The organism is Nocardia sp. NPDC049190 (assembly GCF_040648115.1).
In the GTDB taxonomy this organism is placed as follows: Bacteria; Actinomycetota; Actinomycetes; order Mycobacteriales; family Mycobacteriaceae; genus Nocardia.
Genome location: NZ_JBEZDE010000019.1, coordinates 111,082 through 132,619 on the forward strand (window position 1 = coordinate 111,082; position 21,538 = coordinate 132,619).

General features: G+C 68.1%; 14 protein-coding genes. 5 read left to right on the plus strand and 9 right to left on the minus strand.

Translation table 11 applies throughout. The features are described 5' to 3' along the window. Positions 1-217: 217 nt before the first annotated feature. The 4 genes from AB0B25_RS18310 to AB0B25_RS18325 all read right to left on the minus strand — a co-directional run bounded on the left by AB0B25_RS18310 (position 218) and on the right by AB0B25_RS18325 (position 6,796). Positions 218-4,699: an alpha-(1->3)-arabinofuranosyltransferase gene (locus AB0B25_RS18310; protein ID WP_357180591.1), complete on the minus strand. Its 4,482-nt coding sequence runs from the start codon at positions 4,697-4,699 to the stop codon at positions 218-220. A 73-nt stretch (positions 4,700-4,772) separates the two neighbouring features. After that, entirely contained in the window at positions 4,773-4,943 is a 171-nt protein-coding gene (locus AB0B25_RS18315; protein ID WP_357070118.1) for a DUF2613 domain-containing protein, read from the minus strand. 187 nt (positions 4,944-5,130) lie between these two features. Continuing rightward, positions 5,131-6,225 carry an isochorismate synthase gene (locus AB0B25_RS18320; RefSeq protein WP_357180546.1) on the minus strand — a complete coding sequence of 365 codons (1,095 nt, stop codon included), beginning with the start codon at positions 6,223-6,225 and terminating at the stop codon, positions 5,131-5,133. A gap of 97 nt (positions 6,226-6,322) precedes the next feature. Further along, entirely contained in the window at positions 6,323-6,796 is a 474-nt protein-coding gene (locus AB0B25_RS18325) for a universal stress protein (protein WP_357180548.1), read from the minus strand. 293 nt (positions 6,797-7,089) lie between these two features. On the opposite strand from AB0B25_RS18325, the gene AB0B25_RS18330 reads away from it, so the two are divergent. The 3 genes from AB0B25_RS18330 (at position 7,090) to AB0B25_RS18340 (ending at position 10,326) form a co-directional block, all read left to right on the plus strand. After that, positions 7,090-8,265 carry a glycoside hydrolase family 3 N-terminal domain-containing protein gene (locus tag AB0B25_RS18330; RefSeq protein ID WP_357180550.1) on the plus strand — a complete coding sequence of 392 codons (1,176 nt, stop codon included), beginning with the start codon at positions 7,090-7,092 and terminating at the stop codon, positions 8,263-8,265. 100 nt (positions 8,266-8,365) lie between these two features. Further along, complete coding sequence (locus AB0B25_RS18335) at positions 8,366-8,965, plus strand: TetR/AcrR family transcriptional regulator (RefSeq protein ID WP_357180553.1); 600 nt, start codon at positions 8,366-8,368, stop codon at positions 8,963-8,965. Between the two features lie 110 nt (positions 8,966-9,075). Next, positions 9,076-10,326, plus strand: a complete 1,251-nt coding sequence (locus AB0B25_RS18340) for a DUF5685 family protein (RefSeq protein ID WP_357180556.1) — start codon at positions 9,076-9,078, stop codon at positions 10,324-10,326. Positions 10,327-10,518: 192 nt separating this feature from the next. On the opposite strand, the gene AB0B25_RS18345 is transcribed toward AB0B25_RS18340, so the two are convergent. Continuing rightward, positions 10,519-11,382: a MaoC/PaaZ C-terminal domain-containing protein gene (locus tag AB0B25_RS18345; RefSeq protein ID WP_357180559.1), complete on the minus strand. Its 864-nt coding sequence runs from the start codon at positions 11,380-11,382 to the stop codon at positions 10,519-10,521. After that, a complete protein-coding gene (locus tag AB0B25_RS18350; protein WP_357180594.1) occupies positions 11,379-12,788 on the minus strand; it encodes a 3-oxoacyl-ACP reductase in 1,410 nt (469 codons plus the stop codon). The genes AB0B25_RS18345 and AB0B25_RS18350 overlap by 4 nt, the downstream gene beginning before the upstream one ends. A 156-nt stretch (positions 12,789-12,944) precedes the next feature. On the opposite strand from AB0B25_RS18350, the gene AB0B25_RS18355 reads away from it, so the two are divergent. Continuing rightward, complete coding sequence (locus tag AB0B25_RS18355; RefSeq protein ID WP_357180562.1) at positions 12,945-14,267, plus strand: acetyl-CoA C-acetyltransferase; 1,323 nt, start codon at positions 12,945-12,947, stop codon at positions 14,265-14,267. 117 nt (positions 14,268-14,384) lie between these two features. On the opposite strand, the gene gnd is transcribed toward AB0B25_RS18355, so the two are convergent. After that, entirely contained in the window at positions 14,385-15,413 is a 1,029-nt protein-coding gene (gnd, locus tag AB0B25_RS18360; RefSeq protein WP_357180564.1) for a phosphogluconate dehydrogenase (NAD(+)-dependent, decarboxylating), read from the minus strand. Between the two features lie 312 nt (positions 15,414-15,725). Between gnd and AB0B25_RS18365 the strand changes: the two genes are divergently transcribed. Then, the gene (locus tag AB0B25_RS18365) at positions 15,726-17,621 is read left to right on the plus strand and encodes a VanW family protein (protein WP_357180567.1); all 1,896 of its coding nucleotides are present in this window, start codon (positions 15,726-15,728) and stop codon (positions 17,619-17,621) included. A 15-nt stretch (positions 17,622-17,636) separates the two neighbouring features. Here AB0B25_RS18365 and AB0B25_RS18370 read toward each other — a convergent pair whose 3' ends face one another. Both AB0B25_RS18370 and AB0B25_RS18375 read right to left on the minus strand, forming a co-directional pair. Then, positions 17,637-18,722, minus strand: a complete 1,086-nt coding sequence (locus tag AB0B25_RS18370) for a DUF4185 domain-containing protein (RefSeq protein WP_357180570.1) — start codon at positions 18,720-18,722, stop codon at positions 17,637-17,639. A gap of 239 nt (positions 18,723-18,961) precedes the next feature. Continuing rightward, positions 18,962-20,824, minus strand: a complete 1,863-nt coding sequence (locus AB0B25_RS18375) for an acyl-CoA dehydrogenase (RefSeq protein WP_357180573.1) — start codon at positions 20,822-20,824, stop codon at positions 18,962-18,964. Positions 20,825-21,538 lie beyond the last annotated feature (714 nt).

The following is a 21,538-nucleotide window of genomic DNA, read 5'->3' on the forward strand; positions in this document are numbered from 1 at the left end:
CCCACCGGACCGCCGAGGGCGGCAGGCATCGGACCAGGCCGCCGCCGGTTCGCCTCGAGGTGGTCAGCGGGCTCGCACCGGGCTGCCCGGACAGACCGGCGACCGCTACCGGGCTCGTGAGTACAGGTGGCCGGTGTATCACGGTGAGTCCGAACCCCCTGTCCCCCGTGCGGCTTTGCGGATCTGCGCGCCGTGGTCCACAAGGCGCGAAGCGCCACTACTTGCCTGTTGAGGACAGGCTGATCCACCAGCGAACTCGGGTATAGCCTGCGTCGCGTCGCCGCGGAAGCGCCGCGACGCCGACGGCGGCGATCGCGAGCAGCGCGGGCAGTTGCACCAGCAGCGACCCGCCCATATAGCCGTCGGGCGAGCGCCATGGTCCGGTAGACAGTGCGGCGGCGGACAGCATCGTGCCGGCGCCCGCCACGGCGACGAGTGCGCGCGGCGCGAGGTGCGGCGCGAAACGAGTCGCGGCCAGCGCGAGCACGGTCACGATCGTGCCGACCGGGCCCGCGATCAGCGTGATCGCACCAGCCAGCCCGATCGCACCCAACCACCTCTTACCCCAGGCACCTGGCCCGGATTCCGACACCGGACGGCTCGGATCGGCTGCACGCTCGATCGTTTCGGCCGCCCGGTCCGAGGCCGTGGTAGCCGGCTCGAGACGAGTTGCGTCGGTGGCTCGGCGGTTCCGCGTGCGGGCGCGGCGAGGAATCGCGAGGGCCGCGAGCGGCAAAAGCAGCGCCAGACCACCGAAGATGCCCAGGCGATACCAGCGGTCCACCGGGAAGGAGATCGTGACCGGGCCGGTGACGTCGGCGGGCAGCAGCCAAGCTTGTTGCCAGCCGTCGACCGCCAGCGGTGTCAGGACGCGTCCCTCGGAAGTTGTGGCGCGCCAGCCGGAATTGGTGCTCACGGGCAGCACGAGCAGGCGGGTACCCGCATCCGACCGCGGCGAGGTGGGTGCCTGCGGCTCGGTGCGATCCGGGCGTTGTGGATCGACAGTGCGGCCCTGGTCCTGTGGCGGTGCGGATCCGTCTGGTTCCGCGGCGTCGGGGGAACCCGATTCGGTCCGGTTCAAGCGCAGCCGATCGACGAAGAAGAGGTCGGTGGGCTCGACTGTCACGTCGACTCGGCCCTTCGGCAGTATGAATTCGCGCTGCGACGCGGCCGCCGGCTCGGTGGCCTCATCCGTGCACACCCGAGCGGGAACTGGTGCGCCGGAACGCAGTTCGTCGATGCCGGCGGTGATGGTGGTGTGCAGGATCCGGTCCTCGACCTCGATGGTCGGGCCGAGCGCGCACGGGACGGTGATCGCCCGGTCCAGCGGCGCGGCTTCGGGATAGTCCGGACCCAGTACCGACACCTCGGCCAAGCCGGATGGCTGGGTCTGCGCGAAACCGAGCGCGGTCTGGTCCAGCACCGGGGTCCAGGTCCGCAGGCTGAGTTCGACCCGATCGGTCACGGTGGGGTACAGGTCGATGCGTACCGGAGCGCCCGGCTGGGGCCGGTCCAGCTGACGTACCTGGGGACCGTCGCCGAGATTCACCGTCACCGAGGTGGGCGCCGCGGGGAGACCACCGAGCGAGGGGGTCAGCTCCAGCCCGGTGACCAGGGCGGGCTCGGGCAGTTCGAGCGTCAGCGTCGGCCTGCCCCCGGTCAGGTTCCGGACGGACTCCTCCGGTGCGGTCCAACTCGTGCGCGGGTCACCGTCGGTCGCGGCGAACGCGGCCCCGCGGAGGTCGCCCACGTCGGCCTTGCCCCGGGCCACCGGGCGGTGGGGGGCGGTGAGCAACGCCTCGAGTGCCGGACCCTGCCTGGTGCGGACCGTCAGTTCCGGGGCCGCCGTCATCGGCCCCGGCACCACGAGGGTGCGCTCGAATGTGCCCGGTTCTTCGGGCGCCAGCGCGATGCCCTTGCTGCACCTGACCCGGTCGGGTGCATCGAAACATGCGCTGCGACCGGGGAATTCCTGCCCCAGGTCCCAGGTGCGGACGTGCGCGCCCGCTGTGCTGGGCGGCAGCACGGTCCGATGCCGGATGTCGACGCGAACCGGCGCGTCACGGACCGAGTAGTCGTCCAGGGCGAGTTCGCTGACGCCGAACTGCCCACCGCTGGAACCGCCCTCGGTGCGGATGGCCGTGATGGTCAGCCAGTCGGTCGTGCCCGCGGGCAGGGATACCGAGACCGGCGTACCCGGTTCGGGAATCCGGACCGAGACGGTGCCGTTGGCGGTGCGGATCTCGACCCACTTGACCGGGTCGCCGATCGCGGCCGAACTGGTGGTCAGGCTCAACTGCCCGACCTGGACCGGCCGATCGAGGTCGAGTCGAAGCCATTGTCCCAGCGCACGTTCGGTGCCGTTGCTGATCCAGGCGGTGGCCGGGTCGCCGTCGACGACGGCCGCGGTCGAGCTGCCCGGCGCCGCACCCCCGAGCTGGGTGGCATCCGCGGCCGAACTCGACGCGGTGATCGTCGCGCCGGACCACTCGCCACGGACCAGCTCGGTTCCGGACACCGGATAGTCGGGCACCAGGTTGTAGGTGCGTCGCGCGTCGTCGGGAGCGCGGAGCGCGGAGCTGTGGTTGTCCACCCGGCCGAAGTCGGTCTCGCGATCCATCGGGGTATCGGTGACGGTGAGCGGGCCGACGGGCAGTCCGGCGCGCACCGCGTCAGCGGCGAACAGCGTGGGCGTTCCGGTCCCTTGCTGGTCGCGGTGCAGTCGTTCGAGCACCTCCGGGCCGCCCTGCACGACCGGAACCTGCCCGAGCGGGACACTGTAGGCGCCGGGGAACCGGTCCGGGGCGCCGGTCCCGGGGCGCACCTCGGTGGGCGTACCCGGCGGCTTCGTGTCCACTCGATATATCTCGATCGCCGGATAGGGCGGACGGAGGTCCCCGTCGGCTACCAAGTCTTCGCCGATCACCAGCGGTTCGATCGGGCCGCCGAACTCGGCGACTTTACTCAGGCCGGGGGAGCCTTCCAGCGCTTGGTGCGCCAGCATCGGACGGGTGGACCGGGAAGTCTCGGGATCGAGGTCGTTGCGCAGCACCACGACGCCGATGCCCTGCCCGGCCAGTGTCGCGGCCAGCCCGGACGACGGCCTGCCGTCGGCGACCAGCCGCTGCACCGAATCCATCGCGCGAATCGTTCCCGGCGGATTCAGCGGCACCGCATCGCGGACCGCCCACGGTGTGCTCGCCAACGCCTGTAGCGGTTCGTCGCGAGTCAGTCCCCAGACTTGGCTGCCGAACGGCGCGCCGGGTACCACCAATGCGCGGGTGTCGGACGCGTTGTGCCGCAACCAGTCCGCAGTCTGTCGCCAGTAGGAGGGCACCTGGTCGTAGGCGCCGCGCGGTGCGAGCCGGCCGGTCCAGGCCAGCGAGGTGGACAGCGCCAGCGCGGTCAGGATCAGTCCGGCGACGGCGACCATCCGATCTCGTTCCGGGTGCGCGAACGCGCCGCGCCACACCGAAATCGGCACCGAGCCGGGCAGCGGGACCTTGGCGAGCAGGTGAGCGAGGCCGAGTACCAGTGGAATGCGGATGAGCGGTTCCAGCTTGTGCACGTTGCGCAGCGGAGCGCCGCCGGAGTCCAGGAACACCCGCACCGATTCCGCGAACGGGCCACCCAGCTCGCCGACGTACCCTGCGCAGATGCCGACCAGCCCGACGCAAAGGATCACCACGAGTCTGCCGCGACAGGGCATCGACCGCATGGCCAATCCCGCCATGCCCGCCGCTGCGAGCAGCCCGGTCGCGAGCACCGCCGCGGGTTGGGTCACCAGCACCGCACCGGCGATCCGTTCCGGCGAGACGAACGGCGTCCAACTGTCGGTGCCGCGCAGCACCTCGCCGAGTGCGGCCCACTGTGTGGTCACGCCGGAGGATTCGATGTAGTCCAGGAACGGCGGGCTCACCCGGCCGAGCAGCAGCAGCGGCACCGCCCACCAGAATGTGGCGAGCGCGAGCAGGGGAATCCACGCCGCGGAGAACCTCCACCAGCGTCGGCGGTCCGGGCCGTGGGGGGCGGACCGGGTGTCGGACGTATTTCGTCGGTACGCACGCGGCGAGGCGAGCGCAGGCGAAGCCGCCGCCCACCAGAGCAGCGCAGGCAGGAAGGCCGCGACCGTCGCGACCGCGTTGACCGCGCCCATCAGGGCCAACGCCAGCGCGCTTCCCGCGGGTGATTCGGCGCCACCGCGGCGCCGACGGTCCCGGTGGGCGATGCCGAGCGCGGCCGGCGCCAGCAGCACCCAGGGCGCCAGCACCATCGGCAGCGTTTCCGACGAGATCGACCCGAGCGTGGTCAGCACCCGCGGACACAGCGCGAATGCGATCGCGGCGATGATGCGCGACCCGCGCGTGCCGATGCCGAGCATCTCGCAGAGGCGGATGATCCCCCAGAATCCGGCGAGCAGCAGCAGCGCCCACCAGATCCGCTGGGTCGCCCAGGCGGGTACGCCGAGTACGTGACCGAGCGAGAAGAACGCACCGTGTGGGAAAAAGTACCCGTAGGCCTGGTTCTGTACCTGGCCCATCGGTGCTTGGCTACTCCACAGATGGCTCGCGCGCTCGAGGAAGCCGATCGGATTCTGGGCCAGGTCGTATTTCGTGTCGGCGACCGTGAGTCCGGGCGCCTGCGCAAAGGTCAGCAGAAACGCCACGACAACGGTCGCGGCGAACCACCGTCTACCCAGCGGCGCAGTGCTGTGCTGCCCCGGCGCCGCTGAAGATCCGAGCGAGTCGGCAGGTGAAGCTGGGGTCAGCGGCTCAGCGGCTGCCGTACTCAACGTTGTTCAGCAGCGAGGAATCCTTGTCACCGCTGCGGTCGATTTCCGGGCGCGAGTTCTGCTGCACTGCCACGGTGATGAGGAGAACACCGATCACGCCCACGACGGCGCCGGCTACCGCACTCGCAACACCAGGGACAGCAAACTTCATCGCGGCACTCCAATACATCGATGCAGGCACATTCCCGGCCAACCTAGCAGGGCGTCCGGTATTTGTATGCGTTCAGGCCGTCATCGCGCGCAACGTGCCGCATCCGCGCGCTGAGCGTCGTCCGAGTCGGCCTGCTTCGGACTCTGCGATACCGGCCGTGAACGTGCGGACCGAGTCGTCGGCGAACTCAGTGCGTGGGTAGGGCGCACTGGAGGGCGTCGAGCAAGGTCCGCAGCTTCGCGGTTGTCTCCTCGAGTTCGGCTTGCGGGTCGGAGGCGGCGACGATGCCGCCGCCCGCGTAGGCCTGCACCGTACGTCCGTCGGCCGACAGTTCCGCGCTGCGGATCGCGACCACCCACGCACCGTCGCCGTGCGCGTCGCACCACCCGACGGCGCCGCCGTAGAACCCGCGATCCTGCTCTACCTGCGCGATGGCGTCGAGGGCGAGGTCGGTCGGGGTACCGCAGACCGCGGGCGTCGGGTGCAGCAGCAGGGCGAGATCCAGCGCGGTGGTCGTGGTGTCGCGTAGGCGTCCGGTGATCGGCGTCGCGAGGTGCCATACCTCATGGGTGCTGATCAGTTCCGGGCTGTCCGGAATGGACAGTTCGGCGCAGACCGGGCCGAGTCGCTCCCGGATCCAATCGATGACGAATGCGTGCTCGTCCCGATTCTTGGTGCTGGCGAGTAGTTCGTCGGCCTGTGCGGCATCGCCCGCCGGGTCGGCGCGCCGCGGCAGGGTGCCCGCGAGCGGACGCAGCGTGACCAGGTCGCCGTGGCGGGCGATCAGCACCTCGGGTGTGGCGCCGACCAGCGTCGCTCCGGTTCGTCCCGCGGAGGTCAGATCGACGGCGAAGACGTTCGCGTTCGGGTGCCTGGTCAGGAGATGGCCCACGACGAGGTGCGGGTCGAGTGCTTCGTGCGCCTCGGCCAGCACCGACCGTGCCGCTACCACCTTGCGCAGCGACTGCTTCGAATCGTTCAGCTGCTCAACCAGTTTCGTTACCCGCGCGACATGTTCCGCCGGGCTCGGCAACTCGGTGACCACGCGCACCGCGGGCAGGTCGGGAAGCGCGGCGGGGCGCCAGGGACCGGCGGTGTACTCGGCGCGTACGGGCACGCAGAGCGCAGCCGGGCGGCGCGGATCGAAGGGCAGCGCGCCGACGATCAGGTCTGCGGTCTTATCCCGCAGTGCCGCCACGGCTCGGTTCGCTTCGTCGAAGGCGACCCGACTGCCGTACGCCCGCACGACGCTGTCGGGCTGAGCCAGCAGGAATCCATCCATAGTGTCCCGACCCTAACCCCGCCGCGGTCCTCGACTCCGCCCAAAGCGACCGAAATCTCATGAGTGCGTCCGACAAGAACCCCTGACCCGCCGCGGGTCAGGGGTTCTTGTCGGGCGGGACGAGAAAAACCGGGCGGTGGCAGTGCTTGAGGACGGCGTCGGCGACACTGCTGTGCACCAGGGCGCGCAGACCGGTGGCCCCGCGGGTACCGGCGACGATGATGTCGACGTCCAACTCGTCGGCACATTCGACGATGGCGTTCCAGATCGTCGTCGTGCATTCGATCGTGCGTGCCTCGGCGTTCAGGCCGACGAGTTGGGCCAGCCGGACGCCCTCCGTGTTGGTGAAGCGCGCGTCGACATACGCGACGTCCTCGATCTCGTCGTCGGGAACCCATTCCGGTTGCATGACACCGGAAAGACCAGAGAGCCGTGCGGCTTGGCGCACCATCGGTTCCCACGCGGTCAGCACGATCGCCCGGTTCGCGCTGAGGAAGCGCCCGGCGTATTCGATGGCCCGCTTGGCATTCTCGGAGCCGTCGTAGGCGATGAGCATCTGATCGCAGGACACGAGGACCTCCCGGGTGGAGACGCATGGCGATATGTCGAGATTACCCCCGCCGACCCCGCCCGAACCGGGTGATTCGTACGACGACCGGGGCGGACGCGTTTCCCGCTCGCATCCTGTGATCGTGCCCGTTGTGCGACGCCGGTGGCTCGGTAGTCGAATCCGGAACGGCGCCATCGTGTCCCGGGGAGGCTGCCTCCCCCGTGCCATCGGACCCGGCGGCGTGTGGGCGTTTCGGCCAGTTATGGGCGTAGCGGATGGGGTCTGTTTTCTCTCGCCGAGTACCGTTGATCCTCATGCGGAACACGCCTTTGCTCGTGCTTGCCGTTCTTGCCTTCGTCGCGACCGCGTGCTCGGGCGGCGGGTCGACCGGTTCGGCGTCGTCCACCCCGTCCACGTCGTCTACCACGGTGAATGCCCCGACCGCGTTGGCAACCCCCGTGAGTTCCTCGGCGCCGCCGGACTGCGCCGCGGGGTATCTGGCGCAGTTCAGCACACGGGAGAAACTGGCCCAGCTGTTGACCGTCGGCGTGCGCGACGCCGCCGACGCCACCGATGTGGTGCGTACCGAGCAGGTCGGCGGCATCTTCGTCGGTGGCTGGACCGACGAGGCCCTACTCGGCTCCGGTCAGATCGAGCAGGTCAAGCAGGCGGCCAAGGTCCCGCTGATGGTGACGATCGACGAGGAGGGCGGCCGCGTCTCCCGGGTCCGTAACTTGATCGGCGCCGTGCCGTCGGCACGTGTGACGGCCCAGACCATGAGCCCCGACGAGTACTACCGCGCGACCCTGACCAGGGGGCAGGCACTGAAGAACCTGGGCGTGACGGTGGATTTCGCCCCCGATGTCGATGTCAGCTCCCAGCCCGACGATTCGGTGATCGGTGACCGCTCCTTCTCCGACGACCCAGCTGTCGTCACGCGGTACGCGGACGCTTACATTCGCGCGATGCGCGAGGTCGGTGTCGGCACGGTGATGAAGCACTTCCCCGGTCACGGCTCCGGCTCCGGCGACTCGCACACCGGCGTGGTCCGCACTCCGCCGCTGGACGCGATGCAGAACGTCGACCTGGTGCCGTTCCGCAATCTGATCGGCTCGGGCGCGGCCGTGATGGTCGGCCACCTGGACGTGCCCGGTTTGACAACCCCGAACGTCCCGGCGAGTATCAGCCCGGAGGCGATGTCGCTGCTGCGGGGTGGCAGCGGCTACGGCGCGGCCCCATTCCAAGGACCGATCTTCACCGACGACCTGGGCGGTATGGCGGCGATCACCAGCAGGTTGTCGATCGAGGACGCGGTCGAGGCCGCACTGGTCGCCGGTGCCGACAGCGCGTTGTGGATCACCACCGACGCGGTGTCCCAGGTCCTCGATCGGCTGGAGCAGGCCGTGGCGAATGGACGTTTGCCGATGGCGCAGGTAGACGCCTCGGTGCTGCGGATGGCTACTTTCAAGGGAACGTTGCCGCGCTGCTGACTCGCCGCGCGACCGAAGCCGGGCGGGGGAGAGCACATCAGACCCCTCCGAAACTTACCTTGGAGTAATATGTGAGGTTCATTATGTGGTAGGAGTGTGGATGGCGGGCGGAACGAAGCGACTTCCACGGGCGGTTCGTGAGCAGCAGATGCTCGACGCCGCCGTGGAGGTTTTCTCGCGTAAGGGCTTCCACGACACGTCGATGGATGCGATCGCCGCCGAGGCGAAGATATCGAAGCCGATGTTGTACCTGTACTACGGCTCCAAGGACGAACTGTTCCGCGCCTGCATCCAACGCGAGGGCCTGCGATTCATCGAGGCCGTCGCGCCCGCGGGCAACCCGTTGCTCACGCCGCATGAGCAGGTCCGCACCGCCCTGGAGGGATTTCTCGGCTTCGTCGACCGCAATCGCCGCTCCTGGCAGGTGCTCTACCGGCAGGCCATCGGCCAGCAAGCGTTCGCCTCGGAGATCGAGAACGCGCGGGAGCGCGTCATCGAGCTGACCGCCAAGCTGCTGGAGTCCAGCGCCAAGCACGCCGAGCCTGGGACGAACTTCGACGTTGTCGCGGTCGCCGTGATCGGCGCGGGCGAGGCGATCGCCGACCGCCTGTCCAGCGGTCGCATCGAGGTCGCGGAGGCGGTGGACCTGCTCGACGATCTGGCCTGGCGCGGTCTCGCGGGCCGGAAGAAGGTCGAATAGCCGCAGCGTCTGTCCCACCGCTTGCCCACCGGGTTGACGGACTGTCAGAGTGCGGGGGTTCGGAAACGCGGACCGGCTCATTCGATCGAGTCGGGGGAAATGGGGCGGAAGTGTTCGGGTTGCTCAGGCCGTGTGCGCACGGCGCTCAGAAATACGGAATCGATGCGGCCGAGTGGCGCACGCAACTGTGCGGGTTGTGTCTCGGCTTGCGCGACGGGCACGGTCAGCTCGCCCGCATCACCACCAACAAAGACGCGCTGGTGCTGAGCATGCTCACCGAAGCGCAGTCCGGCTCGGTAGTACGCGCTACCGCGGCGCCCTGCCCGCTGCGCGGAATGCGCCGCGCGTCCGTGGCGGCCGCGGATTCGCCTGGCGTCCAGCTCGCCACGACGGCCTCGTTGCTGTTGGCGGCAGGCAAGATTCGCGATCACGTGGGCGACGGCGACGCCGCCGCGCTGGCCCGCGGGCCGTTGACGAAAGCAGCTACCCGCTGGGCCGAGGACGGGCGCGTAAGCGCGACGCGGATCGGCTTGGATGTCGAACCGCTCGTTGCCGCGCTCGGTGTCCAGACGTCACTGGAGCGGGCCGCGAAAAACCCAGCCGCCGTACACAACTCGAGCAATACGATCCCGTTCCTGCCGGATACGCTTGCCGCGTCGGCACACTGGCGATCGGCGATGGCGTCCACGGCCGACCCGCTGACCATGCTGACCGCGCCGACCCAGCTGTGCGCGTCGGCGTTTTTCGCGCACACCGCCGTACTGGCCGGCCGACCGGAGAACGTCGAGGCACTGCGCGAAGCGGGGTGGCAGTTCGGCCGGATCGCGCATCTGGCCGACGCCGTCACCGACTATGACGACGACGTCGCGCAGGACCGCTTCAACCCGTTGGCGGCCACCGGGACCACAATGTCCACGGCGTACGAGCTACTGCGGCAATCGAATTCGAGCCTGCGCTCGGCGATCGCGGCGGCGGAGCTGAGTCGGGTGCCGACCGTCCGATGGATGCTGCTCGACCCGCTGGCCTCGGTGCTGCGTCGGCTCGGTAGCGGCATCGGGACATTCGTCGCGCACAGCTGCTCCGTGCGCGGCACCGTCGACCTCCCGCACGGACACGCGCGCAGGACGGGGCAGCGCCCGCCTACCCGCAGACCCGGTATCGGCGAATCGCTCGCTCTCATCCTCGGGGCCTACTGCACCGGTTACGCCTGCTGTGCCGACCACACGCGGCCCTGTACCGGCGAACGCAAAGAGGCGTGGATCAAGAACTGCGATTGCGATGGCAGCTGCGGCGACTGCGGTAGCTGCGGTAACTGCTGCGAATGCGAGTGCTGTGACTGCGACTGTGACTGCGGTTGTTGATCTGCTCGCCCCGGATCGGCGGTTTCGTAGGTCGACGTCGATGCCGAACTCGCCCGGCTCGGCCCGCTCCCTTCTGGCCGTCGACGGTATTTCGTCGAACTTCCGCACGCGAGGGCGTGTTCGGCATCGAAATACCGACAGCCGCACTCCGGATTCGCGCGAATCGGAGTGCGGCCGCAGCGACCGGTCGGCTCAGCGCAGCGTGGCCTTCAGATGCGGGTACCCCTTCTTCGGGTGGAGCAACGCCAGGTCCCAGCCGCCTTCGGCCTGATCGGCGTATACGTTCACCGTGGCGGGCAACAGAATCGGTTTGCCGAACTTGACCGCGTAGGTGGCCTGCTCCGGAATGCGACCTTCGATGGCGCCGAGCACGGTTGCCGCCGACCACATACCGTGCGCGATCGCCCTCGGGAAGCCGAATGCCTTGGCGCCCAACGTAGAGGTGTGGATCGGATTGTGGTCACCGGACGCGGCAGCGTACCGGGTGATCGTCTTCTGATCGGCCCGCAGCGTGCGCAGCGGTGGCGGCGGAACCTCCTCCGGCTTCGGCTCCGGCTTCGGGCCGCCCGACAGCGAGGTGCGCTGCTGGTGCAGGAAGGTGGTGACCTGGTGCCACACCAGCTCGCGCCCCACCTTCACGGCACTGATCGCGTCGACGAGCAGCCCCTTCGGGTGCTCGCGCAGGTTCTCGACGTGGGTGCGGATGTCCAACGGTTCGCTCACCGAGATGTCGCGGGTGCGCTCGATCAGGTTCTGCGCGTGCACCGCGCCCACCGCGACGAACGGGAAGTCCCGTGCCACCACCAGCTGCATGGCCAACGGGAAGGTGAGAATGAACGGGTAGGTCAGCGGCAGTGCGTCGCCGAACCGCAGACCGGTCGCCCGGCAGTAGGCGGCCAAATGATCCGGATCCACGCGCACACCGTCGAGCTGGACAGCTCGGTCCGGCACCGTCGACTTGCGCGACGACAGCAACGGCACCGCGCCGAGCGCGGCCTTGACGAACAAGCTGCTGTTCTTCGGCGGTTCGGTCAGCGAGATCGTGTCCGTCATCATGCTCCGATCAGACTCTGCCCGCAGACCCGAACGATATTGCCGGTCACCGCGTTCGAGGCCGGGTTCGCGAAGTAGGCGATGGTCTCGGCGACGTCGACGGTTTGCCCGCCTTGCAGCAGCGAACTCATCAGGCGGCCCGCCTCGCGGGTGGCCAGCGGGATAGCGGCGGTCATCGCGGTCTCGATGAATCCGGGTGCGACGGCGTTGATGGTGATCCCGCGCGCCGCCAGCTTCGGCGCCTCGGCGTCGACCATGCCGATGACGCCCGCTTTGGAGGTGCCGTAATTGGTCTGGCCGCGGTTACCCGCGATACCGGCGATCGAGGACACATCGATCACGCGGCCGCCCTCTTTCAGCGCGCCGCGGGCCACGAGGCCCTCGGTGATCCGGAACGGCGCCGCGAGGTTCACGGTGATGACCGAGTTCCATCGGCTCTCGTCCATGTTCGCGAGCAATTTGTCGCGGGTGATGCCCGCGTTGTGCACCACGATATCGATGCCGCCGAACCGCTCGGTAGCGAACTCGGCCAGCTTCTCGGCGGCGTCGGAGGCGGTGACGTCGAGCGCGAGCGCGGTGCCGCCGACCTTGTTCGCGGTCTGTGACAGCGCCTCCCCGGCTGCCGGAATATCGGCCAAGATCACCTGGGCGCCGTCGCGGGCGAACACCTCGGCGATGGTTGCGCCGATCCCGCGCGCCGCGCCGGTGACGACGGCGACCTTGCCTTCCAGCGCGCGGTCCCAGCTGGCCGGAGCGGACGCGTCATCTTTGCCGACCCGGATGACCTGGCCGTCGACGAACGCCGACTTGGCCGAGAGCAGGAAGCGCAGGGTCGACTCCAGGCCGGTAGCGGCAGCCGACGCCTCCGGGTGCAGGTACACCAGCTGGGTCGTCGCGCCGCGCAGCAGTTCCTTCGCGATCGAGCGGGTGAAGCCCTCCAGCGCGCGTTGCGCGATCTGCTCTTCGGTGTTCGACACCAGTTCGGGCGTGGCGCCGATGACCACGATGCGTCCGGACGAGGCGATACTGCGCATCGCGGGCTGAAAGAACTCGAACAGCTGGGAGAGGTCCTCGATCGAGCCGATGCCGGTGGCGTCGAACACGAGGGCGCCGTACTTGGTGCCGGTAGTCGGCGTGTCGGCGAAGGTGTAGTCCGACAGCAGGGCGCGGACCGGTTCGGCGACGCGGCCCTTGCCGCCGATCAACACCGGGCCCGACAGTGGCGGCTCGCCTTCGACATAGCGACGCAGGTTCTCCGGTCGCGGCAGGCCGAGCTTGCCTGCCAGGAACGCCCCGGGGGCGGAGTGTACGAACGATCCGTAGAGGTTGGGAGCACCCTTGCTCTTGCTGGCTGCCACTATTCCTACCTTTTCTGAGTTCTGTCTCGCGGTCTGGGGTCGCCCCGTCATGGTTTTTCGGCGCACGTTTGCGGGGTACGTATCGACAACAAACTTACTCCAGAGTAAGTTTAAAGTAAACAACCGCGACGAGGCGCCGGTCTGCGTGGTTTCCCCGCGTCGAGACCGGCCGCTGAGACATCCATCCACGAGACCTTGGAGACTCGAGTGACTAGCAAAGCCCGTTCGGCGAAGAGCACCGCCAAAACCGGTAAGACCACCCGCCCGGTCGCGATCGTGGGTGGCAACCGGATTCCGTTCGCTCGTTCCGACAAGGCGTACGCGCACGCCTCCAATCAGGACATGTTCACCGCCGCGCTGGACGGCCTGGTCAGCCGTTTCGGCTTGCAGGGCGAGCGGCTGGGCATGGTCGTCGGCGGCGCCGTCCTGAAGCGGGTCGGCGAGCACGGCTTGATCCGGGAGAGCGTGCTCGGCAGCAAACTCAGCCCTTACACCCCGGCGCACGACCTCCAACTGGCCTGCGGTACCGGCCTGCAAGCGGTCGTCACCGTGGGTGACGCGATCGCCGCGGGCCGCATCGAGGCGGGCGTGGGCGGTGGCGCCGACACCACGTCCGACGCCCCGATCGGAGTCAGCGAAAGCATGCGCGAGTGGATGCTCGACGCCAACCGCGCCAAGACCACAAAAGATCGCCTCAGGCTGGTCGGTCACCTGCGCCCCACCATGCTCGGCATCGAGATCCCACGCAACGCCGAACCGCGCACCGGTCTGTCCATGGGTGAACACGCCGCCATCACCGCCAAAGAATTCGGCATCGCGCGCGAGGCGCAGGACGAGCTGGCGTATCTGTCGCACAAGAACATGGCCGCGGCCTATGATCGCGGCTTCTTCGACGACCTGATCACCCCGTTCCTCGGGTTGACCCGCGACGACAATCTGCGGCCGAACTCCTCGATCGAGAAGCTGGCCACTCTGAAGCCGGTCTTCGGCGTGCGAGCCGGCGACGCGACCATGACCGCGGGTAACTCCACCCCGCTGACCGACGGTGCGTCCACGGTACTGCTGTCCAGCCAGGAATGGGCCGCGCAGCGCAACCTTCCGGTGCTGGCCACCCTGGTCGACAGCGAAGTTGCCGCGGTCGACTACATACACGGCCCGGATGGCCTGCTGATGGCGCCGACCTACGCCGTGCCGCGCATGCTCGCCCGCAACGGGCTGACCCTGCAGGATTTCGACTACTACGAGATTCATGAGGCGTTCGCCTCCGTGGTGCTGGCAACCCTGGCCGCGTGGGAATCCGACGCGTACTGCAAGGAGCGCCTCGGCGTGGACGGCGCCCTCGGCTCGATCGATCGCAGCAAGCTCAACGTCAACGGTTCCTCGCTGGCGGCTGGTCACCCGTTCGCCGCGACCGGCGGTCGCATCGTCGCCTCGACCGCGAAGATGTTGGCGGAAAAGGGGTCCGGCCGGGCGCTGATCTCGATCTGCGCCGCAGGTGGTCAGGGTGTGGTCGCCATCGTGGAGCGATAGCCGCGGACGCGCGGTCCGGTTCGGATCCGGATTCGGCCGCTGCTGAAGCGACGAATGTGGCCCCTGGCGGGGATCCGTCCGGGGCCGTATTCGTCGGTATTCGTCGGTATTCGTCGGCTATTTCCCCGGTAACTCGATATGCCCGCCGAACGCTTGGCGCATCGCCGAGAGCATTTTGTCCGCGTACAGCGCCTCGCCTCGCGAGGAGAACCGCGCGAACAGAGCGGACGACAGCACCGGCACGGGCACGCCGGTGTCGATCGCGGCATCGATCGTCCAGCGGCCCTCGCCGGAATCCGACACCCGGCCGTCGAACGATTCCAGATTCGGGTCGCCGTGCAGGGCGCCGGCCGTGAGGTCCAACAGCCAAGAGGCAATTACCGAGCCGCGCCGCCACACTTCCGCGACCTCGGGCACGTCGATGTCGTACCCGTAGTACTCGGGGTGCTCGAGCGGCGTCTCCTCGGCGGAGAACTCGCCCGCGTGCGTAGCGCCGTAGTTCGCCTTGTGCAGGATGTTCAGGCCCTCGGCGTATGCGGCCATCACGCCGTACTCGATGCCGTTGTGCACCATCTTCACGAAGTGCCCCGCACCCGCCGGTCCGCAGTGCAGATAGCCCTGCTCAGCGGGCGACGGCGCACCGTCCCGCCCCGGCGTCCGCTCGGCCGCCCCCAGGCCCGGCGCGATGGACTTCAGTAACGGGTCCAGGTATCGCACCTGCTCGGCCTCGCCACCGATCATCAAGCAGTAGCCGCGGACCAGCCCGAAAACGCCACCTGAGGTGCCGATATCCAGGTAGTGGATGCCTTGGGGCTTCAGCTGCGCGGCCCGCTTGATGTCTTCGTGATAGCGACTGTTGCCGCCGTCGATGATGAGGTCGCCGGGCTCGAGCAACTCGGCGACCCGGGTGATCACCGTGCCGGTAGCGCCCGCGGGGATCATCACCCACACCACGCGCGGCGCCTCGAGCCTGCTGACGAAATCGGCGAGATCGGTAGAGCCCTGAAAATTCGCACCCAGCTCGGCACTCAGTTCGCCGGTGTGCTTGGGGTGGCGTTCGTATCCGACCGCGGTGTGTCCGTCCAGGACGATGCGGCGCACGATATTGGCGCCCATCCGGCCGAGACCGATCATTCCCAGCTGCATACCATCCATCTCCCTCGTCTCTGGTCGAGCGTGTGTGGTGAGAGGTTGTCCATCGATTGTCCCGCGTGGGATCGGTCACGGTTCGTCCGTCGGGTGTAACGCCGCGCGCGTCGTACCGATAAACATTTCGGCTCCGCGTAGTTGCCAGACCCCCGACCCGGCACCTGCGCGGGGCCTTCCCATGTTCTACCCGGTCTTTGCGCGGGATTCGCTGCAGGTTTTTCGCCCGGCTGGCCCCCTCGGCGAAGACCACTATCGTTGGCAGAGACCCGCTTTTGGGTTTGAACTTCAACTGAACGGGGAGGACGGTTCGTGACGAGCCAGCCGAACATCGGACGCGGCAGCCCACAGCAGGCTGGCGAAGTCGGATTACGTCAACTCCTCCGGTCGGACCCGCCCCGGGAAGCGGATATGTCGGGCGGATGGGGTGGTGATTCCGCGCCGACCCAGCCATTGCAAGCCGGCCGGCGGCCGGTGCCGGCCGCGCCACGGCGTGTGCCGGGGCGTCGTCCGATGTCCGGCCCGCCGCCGAAGCGGCTCGACGCCGCCACGGTGCGCCGGGTGGGCATCGCTGTCGGCGCGGTGCTCGTGGTGGCCGGCCTCGGGTATGCGGTGGACTGGGTGTTGTCCTCGGGTGAGGTGCCGCGGGGCACCGTCGTCGCGGGAGTGGACATCGGGGGTAGGTCCGATGCCGAGGCCGATGCCGCGCTGCGTGCCGAGCTGGAGCCCAGGGCGGACCGCGAACTTCCATTGCGCATCGGTGATGTGCAGACCCGTCTCGTGCCCAGCGCGGCGGGGCTGGCGGTGGATTGGGACGGTACCTGGTCGCGGATCGGCACTCAACCGCTCAACCCGATCACCCGCCTCCTCTCGTTCTTCACCACCCGTGAAGTCTCGATAGCCAGCGTGATCGACGACTCCGCGTTGCAACGTCAGCTGACGGACCTGCGGGTACACGACCGGCCGTCGGTGGAGGGCACCATCGTTTTCGACCAGGCCCGTCCCATTGCGGTGCCACCGGTTCCGGGGCGTGTGCTCGACCTCGCGGCCGCGCGCCAGGCATTGGTCGACAACTGGATCACTGGTGCGCCACTGGACCTTCCGGTCGCCCCCGCACCGCTGACGGTGCGTCCCGAGGCGGTCGATCAGGCGCTACGGGACATCGCTCAGCCCGCCGTGCGAGCGCCGATCACGTTCGCGGGCAAGGAGGCCGCGGCCGTGCTCACGCCGGAGCAGATCGCCTCGGTGCTGACCTTCGTGCCCGACGGGCAGGGCGGTCTCACCGTCGCGGTGAACCAGGACGCCGCTATCGGATTGGCGGCTCCGCAACTGGCGTCCTCGGAAGTCGAACCGAAGGACGCGACCTTCGCCGTCTCCGGGGGCAGACCGACGGTCGTTCCCGCCGTGGTCGGCGACAAGATCAACTGGCCCAAGACGTTCGAACAGTTCACCGCGCTGCTCGTCGCGCCGGGCGAGCGGACCGCGCAGGCGGTCTACGAGCGGGTCGAACCGAAGTTGACCACCGAGGCGGTACAGAGCCTCGGCGTGGTCGAGACCATGGGTTCGTTCACCACCAACGGCTTCAGCGGCCCGTCCGGCGTCAACATCCGTACGGTGGCCAAGAAGGTCAACGGTGCGATCGTGAAGCCGGGAGACACGTTCTCGCTCAACGATTTCACCGGCCCCCGTGGCACGGCCGAGGGATACGTCGAGTCCGGCATCATCGACCACGGGCGCCCCAGCACGGCCGTCGGCGGCGGCATCAGCCAGTTCGCCACCACCCTCTACAACGCCGCGTACTTCGCGGGCCTGGAGGACGCGGGCCACACCGAACACAGCTACTACATCTCCCGGTACCCGGCGGCCCGCGAGGCCACCGTCTTCGACGGCGCGATCGACCTGAAATTCCGCAACAACAGCCAATCCGGTATCTACATCGAGGCTTTCACCACCGACTCGGAGGTCACCGTCCGGCTCTGGGGCACCAAGACGGTCGAGGTCGAATCCGAGACCGGCGAGCGCACCAAGCCCACCGAGCCGAACACCGTCACCCTGCCCAAGGGCAAGGACTGCATCGCCAGCGAGGGCGCCCCTGGCTTCACCACCTCCGACACCCGGATCATCACCGACCGCAAGACCGGCCGTGAAGTATCTCGCCGGACCCGCACGGTCAAGTATGACCCGGTGCCGATCGTGAAATGCGAATGAGCCCGCGCGAGAAGATCAGAGCGGTGTTCGCATCAGCAGGACGTTGTACTGGGTGTGCTGGGTGAGCAGGAAGTAGAGGTCACTGCCCGTTTGATACGGGAAGATCATGGGTGCGTAGGCGGTGGGCAGGGACGGCGCGTCGATCAGGACGCGCGGTTCGCTCCACGGCCCTTCGGGGGCTGACGCGGTCCGCAGGACGACACTGTTGGCCGGGTCCGTGGTCAGCATCACGTACTTGCCGAGGTAGCTGTTCCACATCACCGAAAGCTCGCTGACACCGCCGACGATCGGGGCGGCGGTCTTGGCGTCGCCGGGCTTCCAGGCACTACCGTCCCAGTATTCGTAGGCGTCGATGTCGGCGATCTCGGATTCTTTCGCACGAGAGACGAATCCGGGGTTGCCGCGGCCGGCGGGCGTGCCGTAGCGGTAGATGTAGCCGTCGGCCTTCACGAAGGCATTCTGCTGGAACTTCTCGTGGCCGTCGACATTCGCGCGGCGGGTGTTGGTGAGCTGAGTCCAGGTGGCGCCGCCGTCACGGGAGGCGGCGAGGGTGGCGAAATTGGTGTTCCACTTCCCGTGGTCGCCCCATTCACGGACCGACATCATGCTCATGTATTGCACGCCGCCGACCGAGATGCCCGCCGTCGGAATCAGGCTGATCTCGATGCCGGGAATCTTGGGACTCGGCAGCGGATTCGGCACGACATCGTCGAACAGGATGCCGTTGGACGGATCGTGGGTAGTGCTGCGGAACAGTACGTTGCTGGTCCAAGCCCACATGCTGCCCGCGAGGAGGTTGGGAATGCCGACACCCGCGCTGTCGCCGAAGGCGGTGATCATCCGGCCGTTGCCGTCGTCCCACATGATGCCGAGGTCGGTGCCGAGCACGTTGGCGTTCTGGGTGCGGTTCGGGCTGTCCATGCCGGTCACCTGGAACACGGCCTTCGTCGGGCCGGGCAGGGTGGGTAGGCCGTGGATGCCGTTGAGCGCCGGGATCGGCATGACGTTGTTCGGGTCGGCGCCGGCGGGCGCGGCCGCGGCGAGGGAGAGGACCGCGGCGAGCGCACCGGCTTTGGCGAGTGCGGACAGCGATCGAGTCATCCGGACAGTCCCTTCTCCTGGCACGACGGTCTGCCCGGATATTGTGCCGGTTCAACGTCGTCGTGTCGCGTACATCGGGGACGCGGATCGGACATTCAGCCGCTGATCGCGGCAGGGCTGTTCGTGGATCGTCGAGTGAGTCGGACCGGCGTGCTCGTCGAGTGGCCTCGGCCGGCGCACCTGCCCATGAATGGGTTGCCCGGCCCGGAGAGATTCTCCGGGCCGGGCGCCGCGGGCCGTCAGAAGGCGGCTTCGTCCAGCTCCATGATGTCGTTGTCCAGCGTGGACAGGACGGTGCGGGTGGCGGTCAACTCCGGCAGGATGTTGCGCGCGAAGAACTGCGCGACCGCGATCTTGCCCTGGTAGAACGACTCGTCGGCACTGGCTGCGCCGCTCACGGCCACGTCGGTCGACACGATATCGTCGAGCGCCGCGATGGCGATCTCGGCGTGACGCAGCAGCTGCCACCCGATGAGTAGGTCGCCGACCGCGAGCAGGAAGCGCACCGAACCGAGACCGACCTTGTACAGCTCGGACGGTTGCTCCTGGGCGCCCATCAGGTGGCCGGTGAGTGTGGCGGCCATGGCCTGCACGTCTTCCAGCGCGGTGGCCAGGAGCTTGCGCTCGCTCTTCAGCCGGCCGTTGCCCGCCTCGGAGTCGATGAACTTCTGCACCTGGCCGAGTACGTGGGCCAGCGCGACGCCGCGGTCACGGGCGATCTTGCGGAAGAAGAAGTCCTGCGCCTGGATGGCGGTGGTGCCCTCGTACAGCGAGTCGATCTTGGCATCTCGGATGTACTGCTCGATCGGGTAATCCTGCAGGAAGCCGGAACCGCCGAGGGTCTGCAGCGATTCGGTCAGGTACTGGTATGCCCGCTCGGATCCGACGCCTTTGACGATAGGCAGCAGCAGATCGTTGACCCGCGCGGCCAGGTCGGCGTCAGCGCCGGACACCTGCTGCGCGACATCGGCGTTCTGGTGGGCGGCCGTGTACATATACACCGCGCGCAGGCCCTCGGCGTACGCCTTCTGGGTGGCCAGCGAACGACGGACGTCAGGGTGGTGGGCGATGGTCACGCGGGGCGCGGCTTTGTCGGTCATCCGAGTCAGGTCGGCGCCCTGGACCCGCTCCTTGGCGTAGTCGCGGGCGTTCAGGTACCCGGTCGACAGTGTCGCGATGGCCTTCGTGCCGACCATCATCCGGGCGTGCTCGATGACGTCGAACATCTGCGCGATGCCGTCGTGTACCTCACCGACCAGCCAGCCGGTGGCCGGGATGCCGTGGCCGCCGAAGGTGATCTCGCAGGTGGCCGATACCTTCAAGCCCATCTTGTGCTCGACGTTGGTGACGAAGGCGCCGTTGCGTTCGCCCAGTTCGCCGGTCTCGTGGTCGAAGTGGAACTTCGGCACGAAGAACAGCGAAAGGCCCTTGGTGCCCGGTCCCGCGCCCTCGGGGCGCGCCAGCACCAGGTGCATGATGTTCGGGAACAGGTCGTCGGAGTCGGCCGAGGTGATGAAGCGCTTGACGCCCTCGATATGCCAGGAGCCGTCTTCCTGCTTGATCGCCTTGGTGCGGCCCGCGCCCACGTCGGAACCGGCGTCGGGTTCGGTCAGCACCATGGTGGCGCCCCAACCCTGCTCGGCGGCGATTTTCGCCCAGCCCTTCTGCTCTTCGGTGGCGTTGTTGTAGAAGATGTTGGCGAACCCGGGACCCGCGGCGTACATGAAGGCGGCGGGTTGCGCGCCCAGGATCAGTTCGGAGATGGCCCAGTAGGCCGCGCGCGGAATCGGCAGGCCGCCGAGCTCCTCGGCGATGCCCAGCCGGTCCCAGCCGCCGTCCTGGATGGTGCGGTAGCTCTTCTTGAAAGACTCGGGCAGGGTGACCGTGTGGGTGGTGGGGTCGAAGATCGGCGGGTTGCGGTCTGCGTCGGCGAAGGATTCGCCGAGCGGGCCCTCGGCCAGGCGCCGCACCTCGTTGAGCATCTCCTTGACAGTGTCCGCGTCGAGGTCGCCGTAGGCGCCGCTGTCCAGGATGGAACCGAGGCCGAGGACCTCGAAGAGGTTGAATTCCAGGTCGCGGACGTTGCTCTTGTAGTGACCCATCTCAGTACTCTCTCCGTTGAGTTTGGTGCGGTCGGTTGTTGCCGTTCCCGCCCGTCGTTCGCTCCACCAGGTAGTCGTGCCGGTTTTCCGCATGCTACTCGCGGGTAACTTATTCACCATATTACCGGCCGGTAATGAGGCGGCAAAGAGTGAACAAGGCAATGTGACGCGATAAACACCGCGGATGTCGAAAGCCCCCTTGCGCCCGAGGGGTGTCGCGTGCGCTGGCCACGCTTCAGCAGCGGTAACCACCGATACGACAAACATCCAGATCCCGCACTGCCGCCCCATGAACCCCGCCGGCGACACCTTTCGAGCCAGACCGGCGCACCCGCCTGCTCGGACTCAACGCGTGTCCCACACGCCTACGAGCCCGCCGCCCGCCGCCTCGACTTTGGAACGAAGCTGGTCAGTGCCGGCGTCCGTCGTCTGCGCGGAAATTCGCACCTCCGTGTGAGCGAGACGACTATCGCCCGACTCGCCACAAAGCGGTCACCGTCCCTACGACGAAGTCGCCACCATCGGTCGCTCGAACGCAACCCGCAAGCGATACGCACCACCCATACGTCGCCACGCTCGCACCCAACGTCACCGGCGTCGGCTCGACCCCCCTTTCCGAGCGAAGCGAGACCTAGCATTGCCCGTTCGCGGCCCGGCTCGCGTCCGAGCGGCCGCTGCGCCCGCGACGAAGTCGCAAGCGGCGGTCGCTCGGAC